The following is a 17,294-nucleotide window of genomic DNA, read 5'->3' as shown; positions in this document are numbered from 1 at the left end:
ATGCTATACTAAATGTATGCGAATAGGAATCGACGCCCGGATGTACGGGCCAAAAATAGGAGGAGCGGGCGTTGGGCGCTACGTAGAAGAAATCGTCACGCATTTGCAACAACTCGACACAGAAAACGAGTATGTGCTTTTTTTGCGTCGAGCAAATTTTGACGATTGTGCCATTCCTCCGGCACTCAAATCCCGTTGGACAAAGGTCGTGGCCGACATTCCCTGGTATTCCCTCGCCGAGCAGCTCTACATGCCACGGATCATCTACAAACAGAAGTTGGACCTCATCCATTACCCCCACTTTAACGTTCCCTTACGTGCAAAAACACCTTTCGTGTGTACGATTCATGACCTCATCATGCTCGATCAAACGTGGGCGTCCAGAGCCACCACCCTTGCCCCGTGGAAGTATCAACTTAAACAGTTCGGGCAACAAAAAATCCTCGCCCACATTGCACAACACGCGCGCAACATCATCACGGTGAGCGATTATGCAAAAGGACAAATCATCCACAGGTTAAACATCTCCCCAGACCGGGTACATGTGGTGTATAATGGTGTTGAAAGCGCAGCAATCTTAGCGCAAAAACAAAACAAACAGACCGCGCGCTCCTTGCCATTACCGCCAGGCGTTCAAACACCGTTTTTTCTCAACGTCGGCAACCCGTATCCTCATAAAAATATCGAAACGCTACTCCATGCGTTTAGCTTTTTTGTGAAGGAACACCCCGAAGCGCATCTCGTCCTCGTTGGACCTCGCAACTCCTTTACGCAACAATTAGAAGCCGAGGCACGAGAAATAGAGATTCCAAGCAACCGTGTGCATTTTCTCGGTTTTGTCGACGACACCATGCTCTCCAACCTGTATTCGCAGGCGAGCGTGTACGTGATCCCTTCAAAACTCGAAGGATTCGGCATCCCTCCCCTGGAGGCACTGAGTCACGGAACACCTGTAGCAGCGTCTCGTGCAAGTTCGATCCCAGAAATCTTGGGACCGGCAGCCACCTATTTTGATCCAAACGATATCGAAGATTTGTTTGCAGCCATGGAGACATTGCTCACAAACAAGCAAGAGCGCATTCGCGTTCTCAGTGCCAGTCATGACGTGCTCAAGAAATATTCTTGGGACGATCACGCTCGCGCCCTTATGGATCTCTACACCATCTCAAGATCCTGAAAACACAGATCCACATGCCAAAACAGACTCCCCGATCGTATCCATCACTGAATCCGATCGCCCACACCTATTTTGAAGACCCAACCGTGCAAGACGAGCAGGTTCTTTCTGTTTTGGAGACAGGCGCTGTGCAATACCCCGTTATTACAACCAACGTCTCACATCCAACGTCCGAATATGTAATCAGGCTTGAGCTCGAGGAATCAGAGGACGCACCAGCCATTGTGGGGTCCAACCTCCTCACCGCGCAATCGCTAAAGCCCGAAATTGCGCAGGACACAACCGGTCACTTAATCATGCACACATCTGAGGCGCTTACACAGGTCGGTGAATCTGCGATTGTGTCTCTCCCCTCCCACGCGCCTCGTACGTTTAATGCTGCGCCCGTTACCGACATCGCGGTAGACGATTTGATTCAGCAATTTGAATATTTTACAGACGCCGAGTCAGACCAGCCCATAGAGGTAGAACTTATTGGGCAGGAACCGCTTGTTACATTTGACGAGTTGATCGACGACATTGCTCTCGCGGAAGCGCTTGCCGACCTCCCCGCCGAGCCTGCCGCACGAGCCTCAAAAACTCGCAAGGCCAAACAAACCACACGTCGTATATTGCCGGTTGGATGGACCAAGACTCTTGCGGTGTTTGTGGGCCTTTCCTTTGCTGTTGTGTTGCCAATTCACGCCGTTACCACCATTCACACCGTGGAGAATACGCAGGGATCAATCGTTGCGCGTGGTCTTGCGGCAGTAGAGGCAATCGGAAGCGGTGCATCTGCCACGGCAGATCAAGATTTTCAGGGTGCGGCCGTCTCCTTTTCTCAAGCAGCCGATTCTCTTGAACAGGCACAGAAAGAATTGAGCCACGCAGAAACGCAGCTCTTCGGAATTGCCGACATGCTCCCTTCCACAGGAGGAGAGATTAAACTCGCACAACGTATGCTCTCGGCTGGCGAGTCTCTTTCTCGGTCCGCTGCCACGCTTAGCAACGGAATGCAGGCTGTTGCCAATCGAACTACAGAAAGCCCCGCGGCAGCTGTGGGACTGTTTGATGTCTATGCAGAAGATGCGCTCCCAGATCTTTGGGAAGCAAACGATACCCTTAACTCAATCAAAATCACCTCTGTCCCCGCAGAACATCGCGGCACCGTGCGTGATATTCAACAGCTCATCTCAGGAACCGCACAGTCTTTGCAAACGTTTCACGATTCATCGAACGCCATCGCCACCCTATTGGGTGACAAGCACCGTCAACGTTACCTCGTGCTTTTTCAAAACAATACCGAGCTCCGACCAACGGGTGGCTTTTGGGGGTCCTTTGCAGAGATCGACATCTTAGACGGTAAATTAGATCAAATCACCATCCCCGGCGGTGGAACCTACGACGTCCAAGGTCAGCTCCTCAAACATGTAGCCGCGCCTGAGCCGCTTCAACTCTTGCGCGCACAATGGGAGCTCCAGGACGCTAACTGGTTCCCCGACTTCCCTACCAGTGCACAAAAGGCCATGTGGTTTTATGAGCAAAGCGGCGGTCCAACGGTAGACGGTGTGATTGCCGTTAACGCGAGTCTTGTTGCAGATCTTATAGATGCAACGGGCGAGATTAACATGCCTGCCTATAACATAGCCGTTGACGGAGAGACGTTCTTGTTCCGCACGCAAAAACAGGTGGAGTTAGATTACGATCAAGTTGCAAATCAACCAAAATCCTTTATTGGAGACTTGGCGCCCGTGCTCATGCAACACATTCTTGAGAGTCGCGGCGAAGATTTTTTGCATGTAGCCGAGATTATGAGTGCCGGTCTTAACGACCGAGACATTCAGATGTATCACAGCGATTTCGAGATTCAAAAGGCCATCACAACACTTGGATGGGATGGAGCGATCCTTGGAAACACAGGAGATTACCTCATGGTAAGCCATACAAATGTTGGCGGTGGTAAGACGGATGGGGTGATTGATGATGCGATCAGTGTGGAGAGTACCGTGCGCGACGATGGTCGTATTGAGAACTTAGTAACGATTGAGCGCACGCACCACGGTCTTAAAAGCTCCACGTTTTCTGGGCTCAACAACGTGAGTTTTACCCGGATCTTTGTTCCTCGCGGCAGTACTCTGTTGAGTGTAACCGGCGCACAACCGCCAGACACACGTTTGTTTGAATCCACAGAAGGTCTTACAGAGGATCAAGACTTAGTGCGCGTAGAAAAAAGCTCCGTGGACGCAAATACAGGAGCCTACATCGCCGAAAGTTTTGGGAAAACAAGCTTCGGTCATTGGATTCAGACGCGACCAGGCACAACGTCCTCTCTCAGCTTCCGCTATCTATTGCCCGAGGATATTTTGGACGAACCACAACAGGACTTCCTATCCTCCGCAAAACGATTTGTGGGAATTCCAGAAACCGTCCGACACAGCATCCTCTTCCAAAAACAGCCAGGTGTGAGTTCGCGCATCACACACTATTCCTTTGATCCCGGCATACCCTTCCGTCCCCTCTGGTCCACGGACGACAACGTCACGCAAATGGATCTCCCTACAAACACAGATGGATTCTTTGGCATGGTGCTCGAACGAAAATAGCTATGCGTCACGAATCATCGCACAAGAAAAATAAGAAACACTCCAAGAAGCACACAGAACACAAAACTGCTTCGCCTGTTTTACATACAGCAGAACACCACACATCACACACGCACGCGCATAAAGGACGCACACACACGGAAGAAGATGCCGTGGAACCTCGCAACGTCGAGCATGAGTTGCGAACCATCTACGCACTGGACCCAGAGGAAAAAGACCTTATGGACATGTCAAAATTGGACATCGTCAAACAGCCTTTTGTACGCAGGATCCTTATCGCCACCCTTCTCCTTCTTATTGCCATTGGAGCTGGTATTACCGGTGCGTTGTTGCTGAATAACCCTTTTGGGGCAGGACAAACACAGGTTCTCACCTTTGACATTACAACATCCAAGGAGCCTATTGTCTCGGGTCGAGAAACCGTGATCACAATCCCCTACGCAAATCCAAGCTCCGTGCCGATCGCGGAGCTCGAGGTAACGGTGCACGTACCAGACAGTTTTGTGCTCGCGCAAGCAACGCCAGAACCGATCAAGACAGCACCTCTTACCTGGGCCATTGGCTCTGTTGCTCCACACGCACAAGGAACCATCGAACTACACGGTACATTTTATGAGACGCCCGGAACGGCCATTACAATTCAAACGATTACGCGCTACGCGCCGGCAAACTTCAGCTCGCCGTTTGAGGATATCGAATCAGAAAGTATCTTAATTGAAGAAAGTATTTTCCAAACCTCCATCACGGGACCAGACCGTGCTGTTCCTGGAGAATCCGTTACCTATACCGTCGTGGTTGAACAATCGGAAGAGACACCGCAAACAAACGTTGAGTTACGACTTGCCCTTCCAAACGGATTTCATACCAACGAGAGTAGCGCCAAACCCGATATAGAAGGCATCTCCATCTGGACCATTTCGGAACTTATAAATACGGAACCTTACACGCTCACCCTTAAGGGAACATTCGCCTCCGACGCCGAGGGTGATCAGCCGCTCACCGCCACAGCCGGGGTACATCTACACGATCAATTTATTGCGCAACGCGAGGCTACTTTTACCTCACATGTACTCGCCAGTGATTTCGCCCTTTCTCTCATTGCCAATGGTCAGACAGGTAACAGTATCTTGCTCCCGGGCGACGATCTCACGCTCAACGTCTCGTTGGATAACCGTGGAGAGGAAATAGCTGAAGCGTTAACTATCGAGCTGTTTATTGATGCAGGCACAGACCGCGTGCGATTAGAAGATCGAAGCGGCATTCCAAATGGAGATGTGTACGGCAATAAGATCAATTGGGACAAGCGAGATATGAATCGGCTCGAGACATTACGCGGCGGAGAAAGTGCTTCGATCGACGTTGCTATTCCAACACGCGAAACGGGCGCCACTACAATCAAGTTGCACGCCGAGGCGCGTGTTACCACAGTGGGAGACATAGAGATTAATCGAACTATTGTCTCGAGCCCTATCACCATTCGCATTGCCTCAGACCTCTCGGGAAGTTCCAGCGCGCAGTATTACAACGCGCAAGGTGTGCCGATTGGGTACGGGCCCCTTCCCCCTCAGGTGGGCGAGGAGACGTCCTACCGCGTAACATGGACCGTCGTAAATGCGCTTAACGACGTAGAAGATGCGGTAATGGTTGCAGCAATTCCGTCGGATTCCGTCTGGGGAGGACTTGTCTCCGTAACACAGGGAACGGTCACCTACGACTCAGTAGGCAATCGCGTACGGTGGGCCATTGGAAATCTGCCAACAGGTACGCCGCCACCTGTCGCGATATTCGACATGCATGTTAAACCAACAAGCGCCGACCTCAACACCTTTCTCGATCTCTTGGGTGTGAGTTCTATAACGGCCGTCGATGTCACCACAGGATCCACCGTTAGTGCCACCGCGCCGGCACTCACATCAGAGATTGCAAACGACGCGCACGCAGAGAATAAAGGAATCGTTGTAGAATAGCACAAGACCCAGCCTAGCTGGGTCTTGACTTTTTGTTGTATACTGATATAACCATCACAGAAAGGGGGACCCACAATGGGCCACACGCAGTCGAGGTCGAGGGAAGCAGATCGTGGAACCTACACCATCCTGAAAGGGGGAGGAGGTAAGAGGGGCGTCGAGATCACCGAGGTGAAGATCATGGGTGACATCCAGACGATGCCGTACATGAGGAAGATGGTGCCGAGCTTCGGACTCACCTGCTTTCTGGTGGTGACGAGCAACGGAACGTCGGCGGGGACCAGGAGGTACGTGGACACCGGGATCAACCTGGTGCGCAGGCACGGTATCTCTCGAGCCGCCGTCTGCGAGATCATCAACTCTATGCGAAAGAGCAGGGGGGAGGAGCCGCTCGTCTGATTCGCAACATCAACGTACGCCCGGTCGACGAATCTGTCGGCCGGGCGTGCCTTTTTTATCTGAACCGTTTTACCAAAGAGTAGACACCGTACCAAAACGGATTCACCACCACATCTACCGTCTGCGGCATCTCTACCATCTCACCACCAAACCCCTGTTTAAATCGCGTCACACCCGCCCACGGATGGTCTACAGCACTCTCCGGCGCAACACCCCACCAATCGTAGGCAAAAGTTTCTTTAAATGACGCGTTTTGTAGCAACTTCCAATGCAACAAATAGGGAGCCATGAGTTGCTTATTATTGTCCGACGACGCGCCATGTAAATACGTGCGTGTGCCGTTCCAGTCGATCATCAAATTCGCCGCCAACACTTCCTCATCCAGCTTGGCCATGGCAATAAACGCCCGAGGCGCATCCCCCTCTCCATTAAGACAATCTAAAATCGCGCGATAATGGTCCTTGGCATGTGATCGAATCTTGTGTCGCTTGTAAGTCGCCTCTGTTAACGCTATAAACGCCTCAAATCCCTCTTCCCCAGCATCAAGGATCACCTCTACTCCCTTTCTCTCGGCAAGACGGATATTGTACCGTGTTTTGGTATGCATCTCCGCCAGCAGAGCTTGATCATCTGCGTGCACATGCGTAATCAGTGTATGAGCCGGCTGCACCTCTCCTGTTAGTCTTCCAACGATCGGTCTACACGCATCCACGCGTAAAAATACATCCTGTTCTCGAAGCTGTTTGAGGCGCGTTACAACATCCCGTTCCGCTTCATGCGATATTCCGAGCGGTCCCCGTCCAATATAGCCATACTGTTTTCCAAACGGAAGTGACATCGTTACAAGTTGGCATTGTGCCTCGTTTCCCTGGTATCGATCCACCGTCATTCCCTGGAACTGTTTGACCATTCCCCATTCCCACGATTGCAAAAACGCCCCACTTCTGGGTGCGTGTTCCATAACAAACAGGTTCCAATCTCCTTTTTCTTTAATTGTTTTCATACAAATAGGCAAAACGCATCAGCCTTGTCTCAATCATAACATGTTTAAAAAAAGATGGCGGCGCGCCACCCCTCTGAGATACGTTTGGACAATTTGTAAATTCCCGTGATCTTGTATCAATCACCCTATAGGAGCTCGCAAACAAAATAGCCAGCATCAATCAAATGCCGGCTATTTTGATAAATCCGTATGGTCTCTATCCAAGTCAATTAGGCTGTCTGTCGTTTATGATCATTTATGCGCATCCTTTATCGCATCGTGCGCTACAAAGAAATAGTCAGAGCCGCCTTCAACTTTTCTTCCATCGACACAAGCCCTTCCGGAAGACCATTCGCCATACTGCGCGCCTCCTGCGTAGCATAGCCTAAACTCATCAACGCGTCGATCAGTTCTTGATTTGTAGATGTCTGCTCCGTTGCATCCTCGTCCATCACAAGCGATCCCTTTAACTCCAATACAATCTTCTGCGCCGTCTTCTTCCCCACTCCCGGGATCCGTGTCAAAAAATCCACCGACCCCTCCATGACGTTGCGACGCACCTCCTCCGGCGTGCTCACACCCAAGATTTTTTGCGCGACTTTTGGGCCTACACCGTTCACCGCGATCAACTTCCAAAACAGTTCCAGTGCATCGCGACTTTCAAAGCCAAATAGTTGATGTGCGTCGTCGCGAATCACCTCGTGCGTCCAGATGGTCACCTCGTCTCCCAGTTGATAGCGCACCGATAAGGACAGCGATACACCCACGGCATATCCAACACCTTGGACATCGATCAACATCCAATCGATATTCGTATCCAGCACGGTTCCACGTAGTCGCATGATCATATTACAGCCCAATCATGGTTGTTCCCTCCGACATCTTTACTTCCGCCGTCTGCGTCGCATCTCCCAACCCACGCACGATTGCCTTTGCGTTCACACGTGTCGCAATCTCCTCAAAGGATGCCTCGAACGTCGCAATGACATCCGCGTTATCTGACTCCCAATAGAACGTAATTACGTCATCACGCTGCAATCCCGCGTCTTTTCGCAAGGCGTTTCCCTGTCGCTGCAACTCACGCACGATTCCTGCCTGGCGCAGCTCTGGCGTCAAAACGGTATCCAACGTCACGCTCGTCTCCCCCTGTTCCCAGGTAATCGACTGCACATTGACCTCGTCACGAATAATCTCCAAGCAGACTTCTGGCAATTCCTTCTCTGACCGCACCACAGCCGACTGCAGGATTTGTCGCACAGGAATTTTGGCCTCCGTCCGCTGATCCAACACGCGCGTCACCAACTCTCGCACCGTTTTCATGGTTCCCAAAATCTCCGTGTCCTGAAAATCAAGATCATCCGCCATCGGCCACAGCGCCAAATGCACGGAGTCCTCCTCAGGGCGATCCGCAATACCACGGTAAACCTCCTCAGCTATAAACGGCGTAAACGGAGCAATCAAACGCGCGAGCATCTCTAACACGCGATACAACACACGCGACGCCACACGAAAATCTTCGGACGATCCATCCTTAAACCGATCACGACTGCGACGCACATACCATTGTGACAATTCCGTGACAAAGTCCTGCAGCTCGCGCGCGGCTGGCGCAAGTTCATACGCATCCATCGAAGCCGTGACGCGCTCGCGTGTCTGTTGCAACAAGGCGAGGATCCATCTATCGAGTGGGTGTAACTCCTCTGGCTGCACAATCTCTGGGACTGCGTGCACAAAGAGTTGATAAAAACTCAAGACGTTATTCAACGTTCCAACAAACTTGTTGGAAACCTCTTTGACGCCCGATTCCTTAAACCGCAAGTTCTCTGCATTCACTACCGGCGAGCTCATCAAATATAATCTGAGCGCATCGGCGCCATAACGATTGACCACCTCCATAGGGTCTGGGTAGTTCTGCAAACGCTTACTCATCTTCTTCCCGTCTTCGGCCATTACGAGCCCGTTGACAATCACGTTCTTAAACGAAGGCTTCTCAAACAAAATTGCGGACAACACATGCAGAGAATAAAACCATCCGCGCGTTTGGTCCTGCCCTTCGGCAATAAAATCTGCAGGCAATCCTGCTTCAAACTTTTCTTGATTTTCAAACGGATAATGCAACCGTGCGTACGGCATAGAGCCCGACTCAAACCAACAGTCTAACACCTCGGGGATACGCGTGTAGCGTTTTCCGTCTTTCTCAAACGTAATTTTATCCACAATATGCTTGTGCAAATCCTCAACCTTTTGCCCAGACAACGCCTCAAGTTCTGCGACGGATCCAATCACCATCACCTCTCCATCTTCCGATTTCCAAACAGGCAACGGTGCGCCCCAGTAGCGACTTCGACTCACCGACCAATCACGCGCCCCTTCCAACCAGTTCCCAAAGCGACCGTTCTTCATGTTGTCCGGCACCCACGTGGTTTGTTGATTCAACGCGAGCAACTGATCTCGCATGGCCGACACGCGAATATACCAAGAATTAGTGGTGTAATTGAGCAACGGTGTATCACAACGCCAACAAAGCGGATAGCTGTGTCGCAATTGTTTTGTCATGTACACCGATCCATGCCCCGCCAAATATTCCAAAATATTTTTATCGCTTGGCTTGGCTTGCAACCCTGCAAACCCCGTCACGTCTTCCGTAAATGTTCCGTCGATATTTACATGACGAATAATATCGAGTTGCTCCGCCTGTCCCACATAAAAGTCGTCCTCTCCAAAGCCTGGAGCAATATGCACAATGCCAGTTCCCTCATCTGTGGTCACAAACTCGGCCGCAACAACACGAAACGCATTTTTACGATCGGCAAAATATGGAAACAATGGCTGATAGTGCTTTCCGATTAAATTTGCGGCCGACAATTCCTCAATCACCTCGTACTCACCATCCATCACCGCCTCCAATCGCTCCTTTGCCACGATCAAAAATTCGTGACGCTGTTTAACTTTTACATAGGCAATCTTTGCTCCAACGGCAAGCAACATATTCCCTGGCAACGTCCATGGTGTGGTGGTCCAAGCAAGCACAAACGTGTCCTCTTCATCCGTTAATTTAAACCGAACCGTCACGGACGTGTCTGTAATATCGGCGTAATTAGATCCAGATTCTGAAGAAGACAACGTGGTGGCACAGCGCGGGCAGATGTGAATCGGTCGATACCCTTCATACAACGCTTCTTTTTCCCAAAGCGTCTTAAATGCCCACCAAACGGACTCCATGTAATTTGTATCCATGGTGCGATAACAATGCTCCATGTCCACCCAACGACCGAGCCTATAAACCACCTGCTCCCACACATCCGCATATTCCAACACGCGTGCCCTACAAGACTCGTTGAATTTATCAATCCCAAACGCCTGAATTTTATCGCGCGAGCCCAAATCAAGATCTTTCTCAATTAAGTTCTCAATCGGTAATCCATGACAATCCCACCCCCACACACGCTCGACGCGTTTTCCGCGCATCGTCCAATAGCGCGGCACAACGTCTTTCATGGTTCCGGCAACAAGGTGGCCATAATGCGGCGTTCCCGTTGCAAACGGCGGCCCATCGTAAAACACAAATTGATTGTCCTCCGGTCGCTCTTCTACGGAACGTTCAAAGATTCGGTTCTTTTTCCAATATTCCAGCACATCCTGTTCGCGGGCGTCTGCTCCTTTGCGTTCTGCCATAACTCTGTAGGCGTTACGTATTAGTTCTTATAGATTAGCCTAGTTCTTGCATTATATCAATGGTTGATCCGAAAGAGCGAGTCTCATGTTATACTGCCCTTATATGACTATTTATCTTGGCGGAGATCATGCAGGCTTTGACCTGAAAGAACAGTTGGAGGCATGGCTGTTGGATTTAGAATATACGGTAAAAGACCTCGGAAACGTGGAGTACGACCCACAGGACGACTACCCTGATTTTGGGCACGCGGTAGCCGAGGCTGTCGCACAGAATCCTGAGTCCTGCGGCATCCTTTTGTGTGGCAATGCCGAGGGTGTGTGCATTGTGGCCAACAAAACCGACGGCATTCGTGCGGGCATTGGATATTCCGTAGAGGCAATCCAATCCGCGCGCACAGAAGACGATATCAATGTCCTCTGTCTCGCCGTTCGACTAATCGATTTACAACTCGACGAGGCGCAACTGCGTGTAAAGACCTTCCTCGCCACGCCATTTGAACCCGCCGAGCGCCGCGTGCGTCGCCTCAATAAAATTCAAGACATCGAGGAGCAAAACTAGCAAGTATGCAAAAGATGTTTTTTATTATCCCGGGATTTACCCATGAGATAACCAATCCGCAATACACGTGGCTAAAACGGCACCTCACATCTCTAGGTTACAGCGTAAAGATCGTTCCGATCAGATGGAAACGTCACGTGATGTCGGATCACCTACAAGAATTTCTTGCGTTTTTCGATACACACAAAACAGAAGAAAATCACGTGCTTGGATTCTCCTTTGGCGCCATGATTGCGTTTCTCTCAGCACCACAAACACAACCAAAACATCTTTATCTTTGTTCTCTAAGCCCCTACTTTGCAGAAGATCTCAAATTTCTCAAACCGTCATGGCAAGCCTACATCGGAACCAGAAGAATGATCGATTTCAAAAGATATCGATCCCTTTCCACAGCAAAATTGATCTCATCGGACACGTCTGTCTTTTGCGGTGAGCAAGAGGGTGAAAAATATCCGCAACTTCTTAAACGATGTCATCAAGTCGCCACGACTCTCCTGCATGGTTTATACACTCTTGTAGAGCGTGCACCACACCAACTTGATTTTCCAACCTATAAACAAACCCTCAAACAAGCGATTCACTAATCTATGGCCATTATCCTTCCTGCAATTCTTGTGCAGACCGCACAGGAATTTGAAGAACACATCAACCTTCTCCCAGAAGACGTGGATACCGTGAGCGTGGATATTATGGATGGAACGTTTGTGGAGACCTCCAGTTTCCGAGATGCAAATACCATCCGCAACATCGACACATTCATGCAGTACGAACTGGACCTTATGGTAGACGACCCCCTGCCAATTATTGAGGCTTGGGCGAAACTTCCACAAACCATCCGCGCGATTGTCCACGCAGAACTCAAAACAGACATGCGTGTGCTCCTTCAGGAGATTAAGAAACACAAATTAGAGGTTGGAATCGCCCTCTTACCACAGACCCGTATCGCCGACATTGAGCATCTCCTCAACGAGGTAGACATGGTCCTTATCCGTGGCAACGAACCTGGCTATTCTGGTAGAGCATTCAATCCGCTCATGTTAGAAAAGGTACGCGAGTTGGAACAAGACTATCCTCACCTGCTCATAAACGTCGATATTGGTGTGAATGCGGAGACGATTCCGGAGATTATAGAAGCCGGTGCCACCCATCTCTCGGTCAACAGTGCCATTTTTAAACAATCCGATCCGCTCGTCGCCTTGCGTGACCTACAAAGACTTGCACGACCGTAACCTGTGGAAAACCAGCCTCAAAAGAGCCCAAGTGGCTCTTTTCTGTTTATTTGCGGCATGCTATACTTTTGTTTACGTATAGAAATACACATAACCCACCTATGAAAAAAGTCCTTGCGACACTATCCATCCTGGGCGTGATCGGTGCCCTTCTCCTTTCCGGACAGCCACGTGCAAACGCAGAGGTTGCCCTTCAGCCAGGAGATTTGATCCGCGGCGAAACCTACACCGCCGTGTACTACTATGGAAACGATGGCTTCCGCTACGTCTTCCCAAACTTTGCAACGTATCAAACATGGTTTGGCAATGACTTTAGCAGCGTGGTCTGGATTACAGACGCACAGCTTGCCAACATCCAGATTGGTGGAAACGTCACCTACAAACCAGGCGGACGAATGATCAAGATCAACACGGATCCAAAGACCTACGCACCAGCATCTGACGGAACCCTTCGATGGGTTACCAGTGAGGCGGTGGCGATTGCACTCTATGGACCAACCTGGAACAAGCAAATCGATGACATCCCAGACGGATTCTTTACCAACTACCAGGTAGGAGATCCAATCAACGCAGCGAGCGATTTTAATCGAACAACGGCAGCCGCCGCGGCAACATCGATTAACGTCGACAAAGGTCTTCACCTCCCTGTTGATGTATCAATCACCGATGCAAACTACGCACCAAACAGTGTGACCATTGAGGCAGGACGCACCGTGCGCTTTACCAACAACGGAACAGAAGCACATACGGTCACAGGCGATGATCTTGGATGGGGAACCGGAACCATGCAGCCAGGGCAATCATACGTACAGCAGTTTGATACAGCAAAGACGTATACGTTCTTTGATAGCTACAACTCACAGTTGACGGGTGCAATCTTTGTTCAATAAGCTCTATAAACACCGCCTCCGGGCGGTGTTTTGGTTTACGATGTCTACAAGTATCGTTGTGAGTTACCCCTCCCTCCGCAGGCGGGCACGCGTAGGGAAGGATCTCTTCATGTCATCCTGAGCGGAGTGAGTTGTATGAACGGAGTCGAAGGACCCCGGCCGTGCTATAAAAGAGAGATGCTCGCGATCAGATCCAGCCCTTCGCCCCCAAGAACACGTGTGTTTTGAAAGATGGAGCCTATGCAGAGTCTCTTTAAAACGCATGTGTTTGAAGATGAGGATACTCGGCGAAGGAATCAAGAACATTTAGAGCAACACATCAGTCGTCCCCTACCATTACCCATTTTCCATTTCCTATAACCCACCATCTTCCCTATCTCCCAGCCCCCAATTTTGTTATACTCTACTTACTATGCTTACTATTCACGACGAGGAGGTTCGTGCAATCGAGGATCGCGCGCAGGAAATGCGACGTGACCTTATTAAAATGCTCACGCATGCCGGGTCCGGTCACTCTGCTGGCCCACTTGATTTGGCAGAAATTTTTGCAACGCTTTATTTTCATGTCATGAGTTACAAACGCACGATGCCAAACTGGAAACATCGTGACAGGTTGTATTTGAGTTGCGGACACGTAGTGCCCATTCAATACGTGGCCATGGCCCATGCTGGGTTTTTTCCTAAGAAAGAACTTATGTCTTTGCGTCGGTACGGAACGCGCCTGCAGGGTCACCCAGAGTACGGTGTTCTCCCTGGAATCGAGAACACAAGCGGTCCCCTTGGCAACGGATCCTCGCAATCCTGCGGTGCAGCCTATGCGCTTCGCATGAACAAATCACGCTCACACGTTTATTGCATCCTCTCCGACGGCGAGTTAGAAGAAGGCATTACCTGGGAATCTGCCATGTTTGCTGGCAAAGAAAAGCTACACAATATGACCTGGATTATTGATCGCAACAACATCCAGATTGACGGACCAACGGAAGTTGTAATGCCTCTCGAAGGATTACGCGCCAAGTTTGAAGCCTTCAACTTCCATGTTATGGAAATCGATGGTCACAACGTGCGAGAGATTGTGGACGCCATTGGCCAAGGTCACGCCGTTACTGAGAAACCTACCGTGATTATTGCACACACCATTCCAGGTAAGGGCGTTGATTTTATGGAGTACGATTATCACTGGCACGGGAAACCACCAAATCCACAAGAAGCACGTGCTGCATTGGCACAATTGCGAACGCTCGATGGAAAAATTGATAGCGAATGTAACTAATATGACAAAAAAAGAATGGATAATTGGTGCGTTAGTGCTCGTGGGAGCATGTGCGATCGCGCTTGTAAACGGGTCTCCTTCGCTATTTGATGCCGCCAGTGGCACGGAACTGACAAAGGCAAGTTTTGGTATGCCCTCTCCCATGATGGATGGTGCTCGATACGCCGAGAACGATATGATGTTGGCCTCAGATGGGTTCTATGGAGAACCACCAACCGCCGGTGAAACGGCTGCCACGGCAGATCAACGCGTCATTAAAACAGGGTACGTCACATTACAAGTGGAAAGCGTACAAACAAGCATCGACACGTTAAGCCAGCTCGCAGAAACACTTGGTGGGTTTGTACAAACATCCAATGCCGGGGAAAATTACGATGGAACGCGCTATGGATTTATTACCATGCGCTTCCCCGCCGATCAGTACACTGCCGCAATGCAACAGATCCGGTCCGCAGGAATCAAGGTTCTTGATGAGTCAACCGACGCGCAAGATGTCACGGAGCAGTTTACCGATCTCCAAGCACGATTAAACGTCGCACAGGGTGAAGAACAAGCGTATCTCGTATTATTAAATCGATCCGGTTCGGTCAGTGATTTGTTAAGTGTGCAACGCGAGCTCTCCAACGTTCGTGCACGTATCGAGAGCTTACAAGGACAAATCCAGTACTTGGACAATCACACCAGTTACTCAACCATCAGCGTCACCCTCCAAGAACGCGAACATGTTGCGCTTCCTACCAAGCCATTCCAACCCGGAGAAACGCTGTCTGTTGCACTGCAAAGTGTCGTGATCGTGTTCCAATTCCTTGTTGAGGCAATTATATGGATCGTAATCCTCGGCGTCGGCGTCGCCCTTCCGATCGGATTGGTCGCCTGGCTTGTAACACGCGCCGTCCAGCGAAAACAAAAATAGTACCTATGGCCGCTTCTCGAAAACCCGCTCTCTCCCCCGCTACGTATCGCAAGGACGTCAAACGCATCCCCACACGTTTTGGGTACGGTGATGGCGTGGTCGAGGCGGGCAAGAAGAACGAGAACGTGGTTGTGTTGTGTTGCGACCTTACCGAATCAACGCGCAGCCTCCAATTTAAGGAAGCGTTTCCGGAACGATTCATTCAAATGGGAATTGCCGAGCAAGCCATGGCAGCTATTGCGGGTGGGCTGGCGCTCGAGGGAAAAATTCCGTTTATTTCCAGTTACGCGGCCTTTTCTCCTGGTCGCAACTGGGAGCAAATTCGACTTTGCGCCGCGATTCAAAATCAGCCAATTAAAATTATGGGGGCTCATGCCGGTGTCTCGGTCGGTCCCGATGGCGCCACGCATCAGATGCTAGAGGACATTGCACTCATGCGTGTGCTTCCTAACCTCACTGTTATCTCTCCCTGCGATTATTTAGAGGCAAAGCGTGCCGTCGAGGCAAGTATTGCTATCAAAGGACCCGTTTATATTCGATTTGGACGTTCTGCAACACCCTCATTTACAACCACTAAGACCCCGTTTCAAATTGGGCGCGCAGAAATTTTTAGAGAAGGTTCGGACGTCGCTATTATTGCTACGGGTGCGCTTGTGCATCAGGCTCTCCTCGCGGCGAAGCAGCTGGAGGAGAAGCAGATTCATGCAACAGTCGTCAACTGTCACACGATCAAACCGCTCGACCACAAAACAATTGCTGCCGTGGCAAAAACTTGTGGCGCGGTCGTCACGGTTGAGGAGGCGCAGATTACAGGTGGGCTTGGAGGCGCTGTAGCCGAATGTCTCGCACGCTATCAACCAACACCTATGCGATTCGTTGGAATGCAGGATCAATTCGGAACCTCTGGGGACCCAGAGCAGCTCATCAAAGAATTTCATTTAGACCAGACGGAGATTGTAAAACAGGTTTTGTCCGTGCTTAACGACAAATAATAGAAATCTGCACAATCGTTATGCACAACTCAGCATACGTGGGTGTGGATTTTTTGTTATACTCTCTCTATCACTAAACTTTTTTATGAAGAAAACATTTCTTTCGTCCGAGTGGGTCTTACGTGTTGGCGTTTTTGGAACCTTTTTGGGACACGGCGTCTTTGCCTTACAGCAGAAAGCGGGGTGGTTTGAGTACTTCTCCGCCGTCGGCATTCAGTATGATTCTGCCGCGACGCTCTTAATTCTCATCGGATGTCTAGATCTTCTCATCGCGGCATTTGCGTTACTCAAGCCGGTAAAGATTGTACTTGTCTGGGCGGCATTCTGGGGATTGGTAACAGCGCTCATTCGTCCAATCGCCGGCGAACCCGTTTGGGATTTCATCGAGCGAACCGCAAACTGGGCCGCTCCCCTTGCCCTGCTTCTTATGCATGGACTTCCAAAAAAACCAAAAGACTGGTTTCGTTTGTAATAGATTCGTATATCATTTGAGCCTATTACTTCCAAACAAAACACCGACGATCGTCGGTGTTTTGTTTTGGTGATTCCTAGGTTCAACCAACGTCTAAGACATATTCCTATTTCAAGAATACGGCGATCATCGCACATGTGAAAAATAAGATACACACAGCAATTATTAAATCAGCGATCTGATC

At 50.1% G+C, this 17,294-nt stretch carries 15 protein-coding genes; 12 read left to right on the top strand and 3 right to left on the bottom strand.

What is annotated here, in order from left to right; genetic code table 11:
- Positions 1-16: 16 nt before the first annotated feature.
- From COV06_03635 to COV06_03620, 4 genes are all read left to right on the top strand, one after another.
- A complete protein-coding gene (locus COV06_03635; GenBank protein ID PIR47516.1) occupies positions 17-1,177 on the top strand; it encodes a hypothetical protein in 1,161 nt (386 codons plus the stop codon).
- Between the two features lie 14 nt (positions 1,178-1,191).
- Entirely contained in the window at positions 1,192-3,759 is a 2,568-nt protein-coding gene (locus COV06_03630) for a hypothetical protein (GenBank protein ID PIR47515.1), read from the top strand.
- Between the two features lie 2 nt (positions 3,760-3,761).
- Positions 3,762-5,726, top strand: a complete 1,965-nt coding sequence (locus COV06_03625) for a hypothetical protein (protein PIR47514.1) — start codon at positions 3,762-3,764, stop codon at positions 5,724-5,726.
- A 75-nt stretch (positions 5,727-5,801) separates the two neighbouring features.
- On the top strand, positions 5,802-6,125 hold the full coding sequence (locus tag COV06_03620) for a hypothetical protein (protein ID PIR47513.1): 324 nt from the start codon (positions 5,802-5,804) through the stop codon (positions 6,123-6,125).
- Positions 6,126-6,180: 55 nt separating this feature from the next.
- On the opposite strand, the gene COV06_03615 is transcribed toward COV06_03620, so the two are convergent.
- The 3 genes from COV06_03615 to COV06_03605 all read right to left on the bottom strand — a co-directional run bounded on the left by COV06_03615 (position 6,181) and on the right by COV06_03605 (position 10,782).
- Positions 6,181-7,128, bottom strand: coding sequence for a hypothetical protein (locus COV06_03615; protein PIR47512.1), 948 nt, complete (start codon positions 7,126-7,128; stop codon positions 6,181-6,183).
- A gap of 263 nt (positions 7,129-7,391) precedes the next feature.
- Positions 7,392-7,955 (bottom strand): Holliday junction branch migration protein RuvA, encoded by a 564-nt coding sequence (ruvA, locus tag COV06_03610; GenBank protein PIR47511.1) that lies wholly within the window; start codon positions 7,953-7,955, stop codon positions 7,392-7,394.
- Between the two features lies 1 nt (position 7,956).
- Positions 7,957-10,782 (bottom strand): isoleucine--tRNA ligase, encoded by a 2,826-nt coding sequence (locus COV06_03605; GenBank protein ID PIR47510.1) that lies wholly within the window; start codon positions 10,780-10,782, stop codon positions 7,957-7,959.
- Positions 10,783-10,867: 85 nt separating this feature from the next.
- Here COV06_03605 and COV06_03600 point away from each other — a divergent pair, with 85 nt between their 5' ends.
- The 8 genes from COV06_03600 (at position 10,868) to COV06_03565 (ending at position 17,110) form a co-directional block, all read left to right on the top strand.
- Positions 10,868-11,341: a ribose-5-phosphate isomerase gene (locus COV06_03600; protein PIR47509.1), complete on the top strand. Its 474-nt coding sequence runs from the start codon at positions 10,868-10,870 to the stop codon at positions 11,339-11,341.
- Between the two features lie 5 nt (positions 11,342-11,346).
- Positions 11,347-11,925 carry a hypothetical protein gene (locus COV06_03595; GenBank protein ID PIR47508.1) on the top strand — a complete coding sequence of 193 codons (579 nt, stop codon included), beginning with the start codon at positions 11,347-11,349 and terminating at the stop codon, positions 11,923-11,925.
- Positions 11,926-11,928: 3 nt separating this feature from the next.
- Positions 11,929-12,570 carry a hypothetical protein gene (locus tag COV06_03590; GenBank protein PIR47507.1) on the top strand — a complete coding sequence of 214 codons (642 nt, stop codon included), beginning with the start codon at positions 11,929-11,931 and terminating at the stop codon, positions 12,568-12,570.
- 101 nt (positions 12,571-12,671) lie between these two features.
- On the top strand, positions 12,672-13,460 hold the full coding sequence (locus COV06_03585) for a hypothetical protein (GenBank protein ID PIR47506.1): 789 nt from the start codon (positions 12,672-12,674) through the stop codon (positions 13,458-13,460).
- Between the two features lie 412 nt (positions 13,461-13,872).
- Positions 13,873-14,733: a transketolase gene (locus tag COV06_03580; protein ID PIR47505.1), complete on the top strand. Its 861-nt coding sequence runs from the start codon at positions 13,873-13,875 to the stop codon at positions 14,731-14,733.
- Complete coding sequence (locus COV06_03575; protein PIR47504.1) at positions 14,705-15,646, top strand: hypothetical protein; 942 nt, start codon at positions 14,705-14,707, stop codon at positions 15,644-15,646. Before COV06_03580 ends, COV06_03575 begins: the two co-directional genes overlap by 29 nt.
- 5 nt (positions 15,647-15,651) lie before the next feature.
- The gene (locus COV06_03570; protein ID PIR47503.1) at positions 15,652-16,638 is read left to right on the top strand and encodes a transketolase; all 987 of its coding nucleotides are present in this window, start codon (positions 15,652-15,654) and stop codon (positions 16,636-16,638) included.
- A gap of 85 nt (positions 16,639-16,723) precedes the next feature.
- The gene (locus COV06_03565) at positions 16,724-17,110 is read left to right on the top strand and encodes a hypothetical protein (GenBank protein ID PIR47502.1); all 387 of its coding nucleotides are present in this window, start codon (positions 16,724-16,726) and stop codon (positions 17,108-17,110) included.
- The last annotated feature ends 184 nt before the right edge of the window (positions 17,111-17,294 follow it).

The sequence above is a fragment of the Candidatus Uhrbacteria bacterium CG10_big_fil_rev_8_21_14_0_10_50_16 genome (assembly GCA_002774875.1).
GTDB lineage: Bacteria > Patescibacteriota > Patescibacteriia > UBA9934 > UBA11717 > UBA11717.
The sequence above is the reverse complement of the archived record's forward strand: the minus strand, read 5'-3'. Positions and strand labels throughout refer to the sequence as shown.

Bases quoted from the DNA above. Each gene is read 5' to 3' on its own strand.
- COV06_03580 (PIR47505.1), top strand. From the start codon at position 13,873: ATGCTTACTATTCACGACGAGGAGGTTCGTGCAATCGAGGATCGCGCG.
- COV06_03600 (PIR47509.1), top strand. From the start codon at position 10,868: ATGTTATACTGCCCTTATATGACTATTTATCTTGGCGGAGATCATGCA.
- COV06_03595 (PIR47508.1), top strand. From the start codon at position 11,347: ATGCAAAAGATGTTTTTTATTATCCCGGGATTTACCCATGAGATAACC.
- COV06_03575 (PIR47504.1), top strand. From the start codon at position 14,705: ATGGAAAAATTGATAGCGAATGTAACTAATATGACAAAAAAAGAATGG.
- COV06_03620 (PIR47513.1), top strand. From the start codon at position 5,802: ATGGGCCACACGCAGTCGAGGTCGAGGGAAGCAGATCGTGGAACCTAC.
- COV06_03625 (PIR47514.1), top strand. From the start codon at position 3,762: ATGCGTCACGAATCATCGCACAAGAAAAATAAGAAACACTCCAAGAAG.
- COV06_03605 (PIR47510.1), bottom strand. From the start codon at position 10,782: ATGGCAGAACGCAAAGGAGCAGACGCCCGCGAACAGGATGTGCTGGAA.
- COV06_03635 (PIR47516.1), top strand. From the start codon at position 17: ATGCGAATAGGAATCGACGCCCGGATGTACGGGCCAAAAATAGGAGGA.
- COV06_03590 (PIR47507.1), top strand. From the start codon at position 11,929: ATGGCCATTATCCTTCCTGCAATTCTTGTGCAGACCGCACAGGAATTT.
- COV06_03570 (PIR47503.1), top strand. From the start codon at position 15,652: ATGGCCGCTTCTCGAAAACCCGCTCTCTCCCCCGCTACGTATCGCAAG.
- COV06_03565 (PIR47502.1), top strand. From the start codon at position 16,724: ATGAAGAAAACATTTCTTTCGTCCGAGTGGGTCTTACGTGTTGGCGTT.
- COV06_03630 (PIR47515.1), top strand. From the start codon at position 1,192: ATGCCAAAACAGACTCCCCGATCGTATCCATCACTGAATCCGATCGCC.
- ruvA (PIR47511.1), bottom strand. From the start codon at position 7,955: ATGATCATGCGACTACGTGGAACCGTGCTGGATACGAATATCGATTGG.
- COV06_03585 (PIR47506.1), top strand. From the start codon at position 12,672: ATGAAAAAAGTCCTTGCGACACTATCCATCCTGGGCGTGATCGGTGCC.
- COV06_03615 (PIR47512.1), bottom strand. From the start codon at position 7,128: ATGAAAACAATTAAAGAAAAAGGAGATTGGAACCTGTTTGTTATGGAA.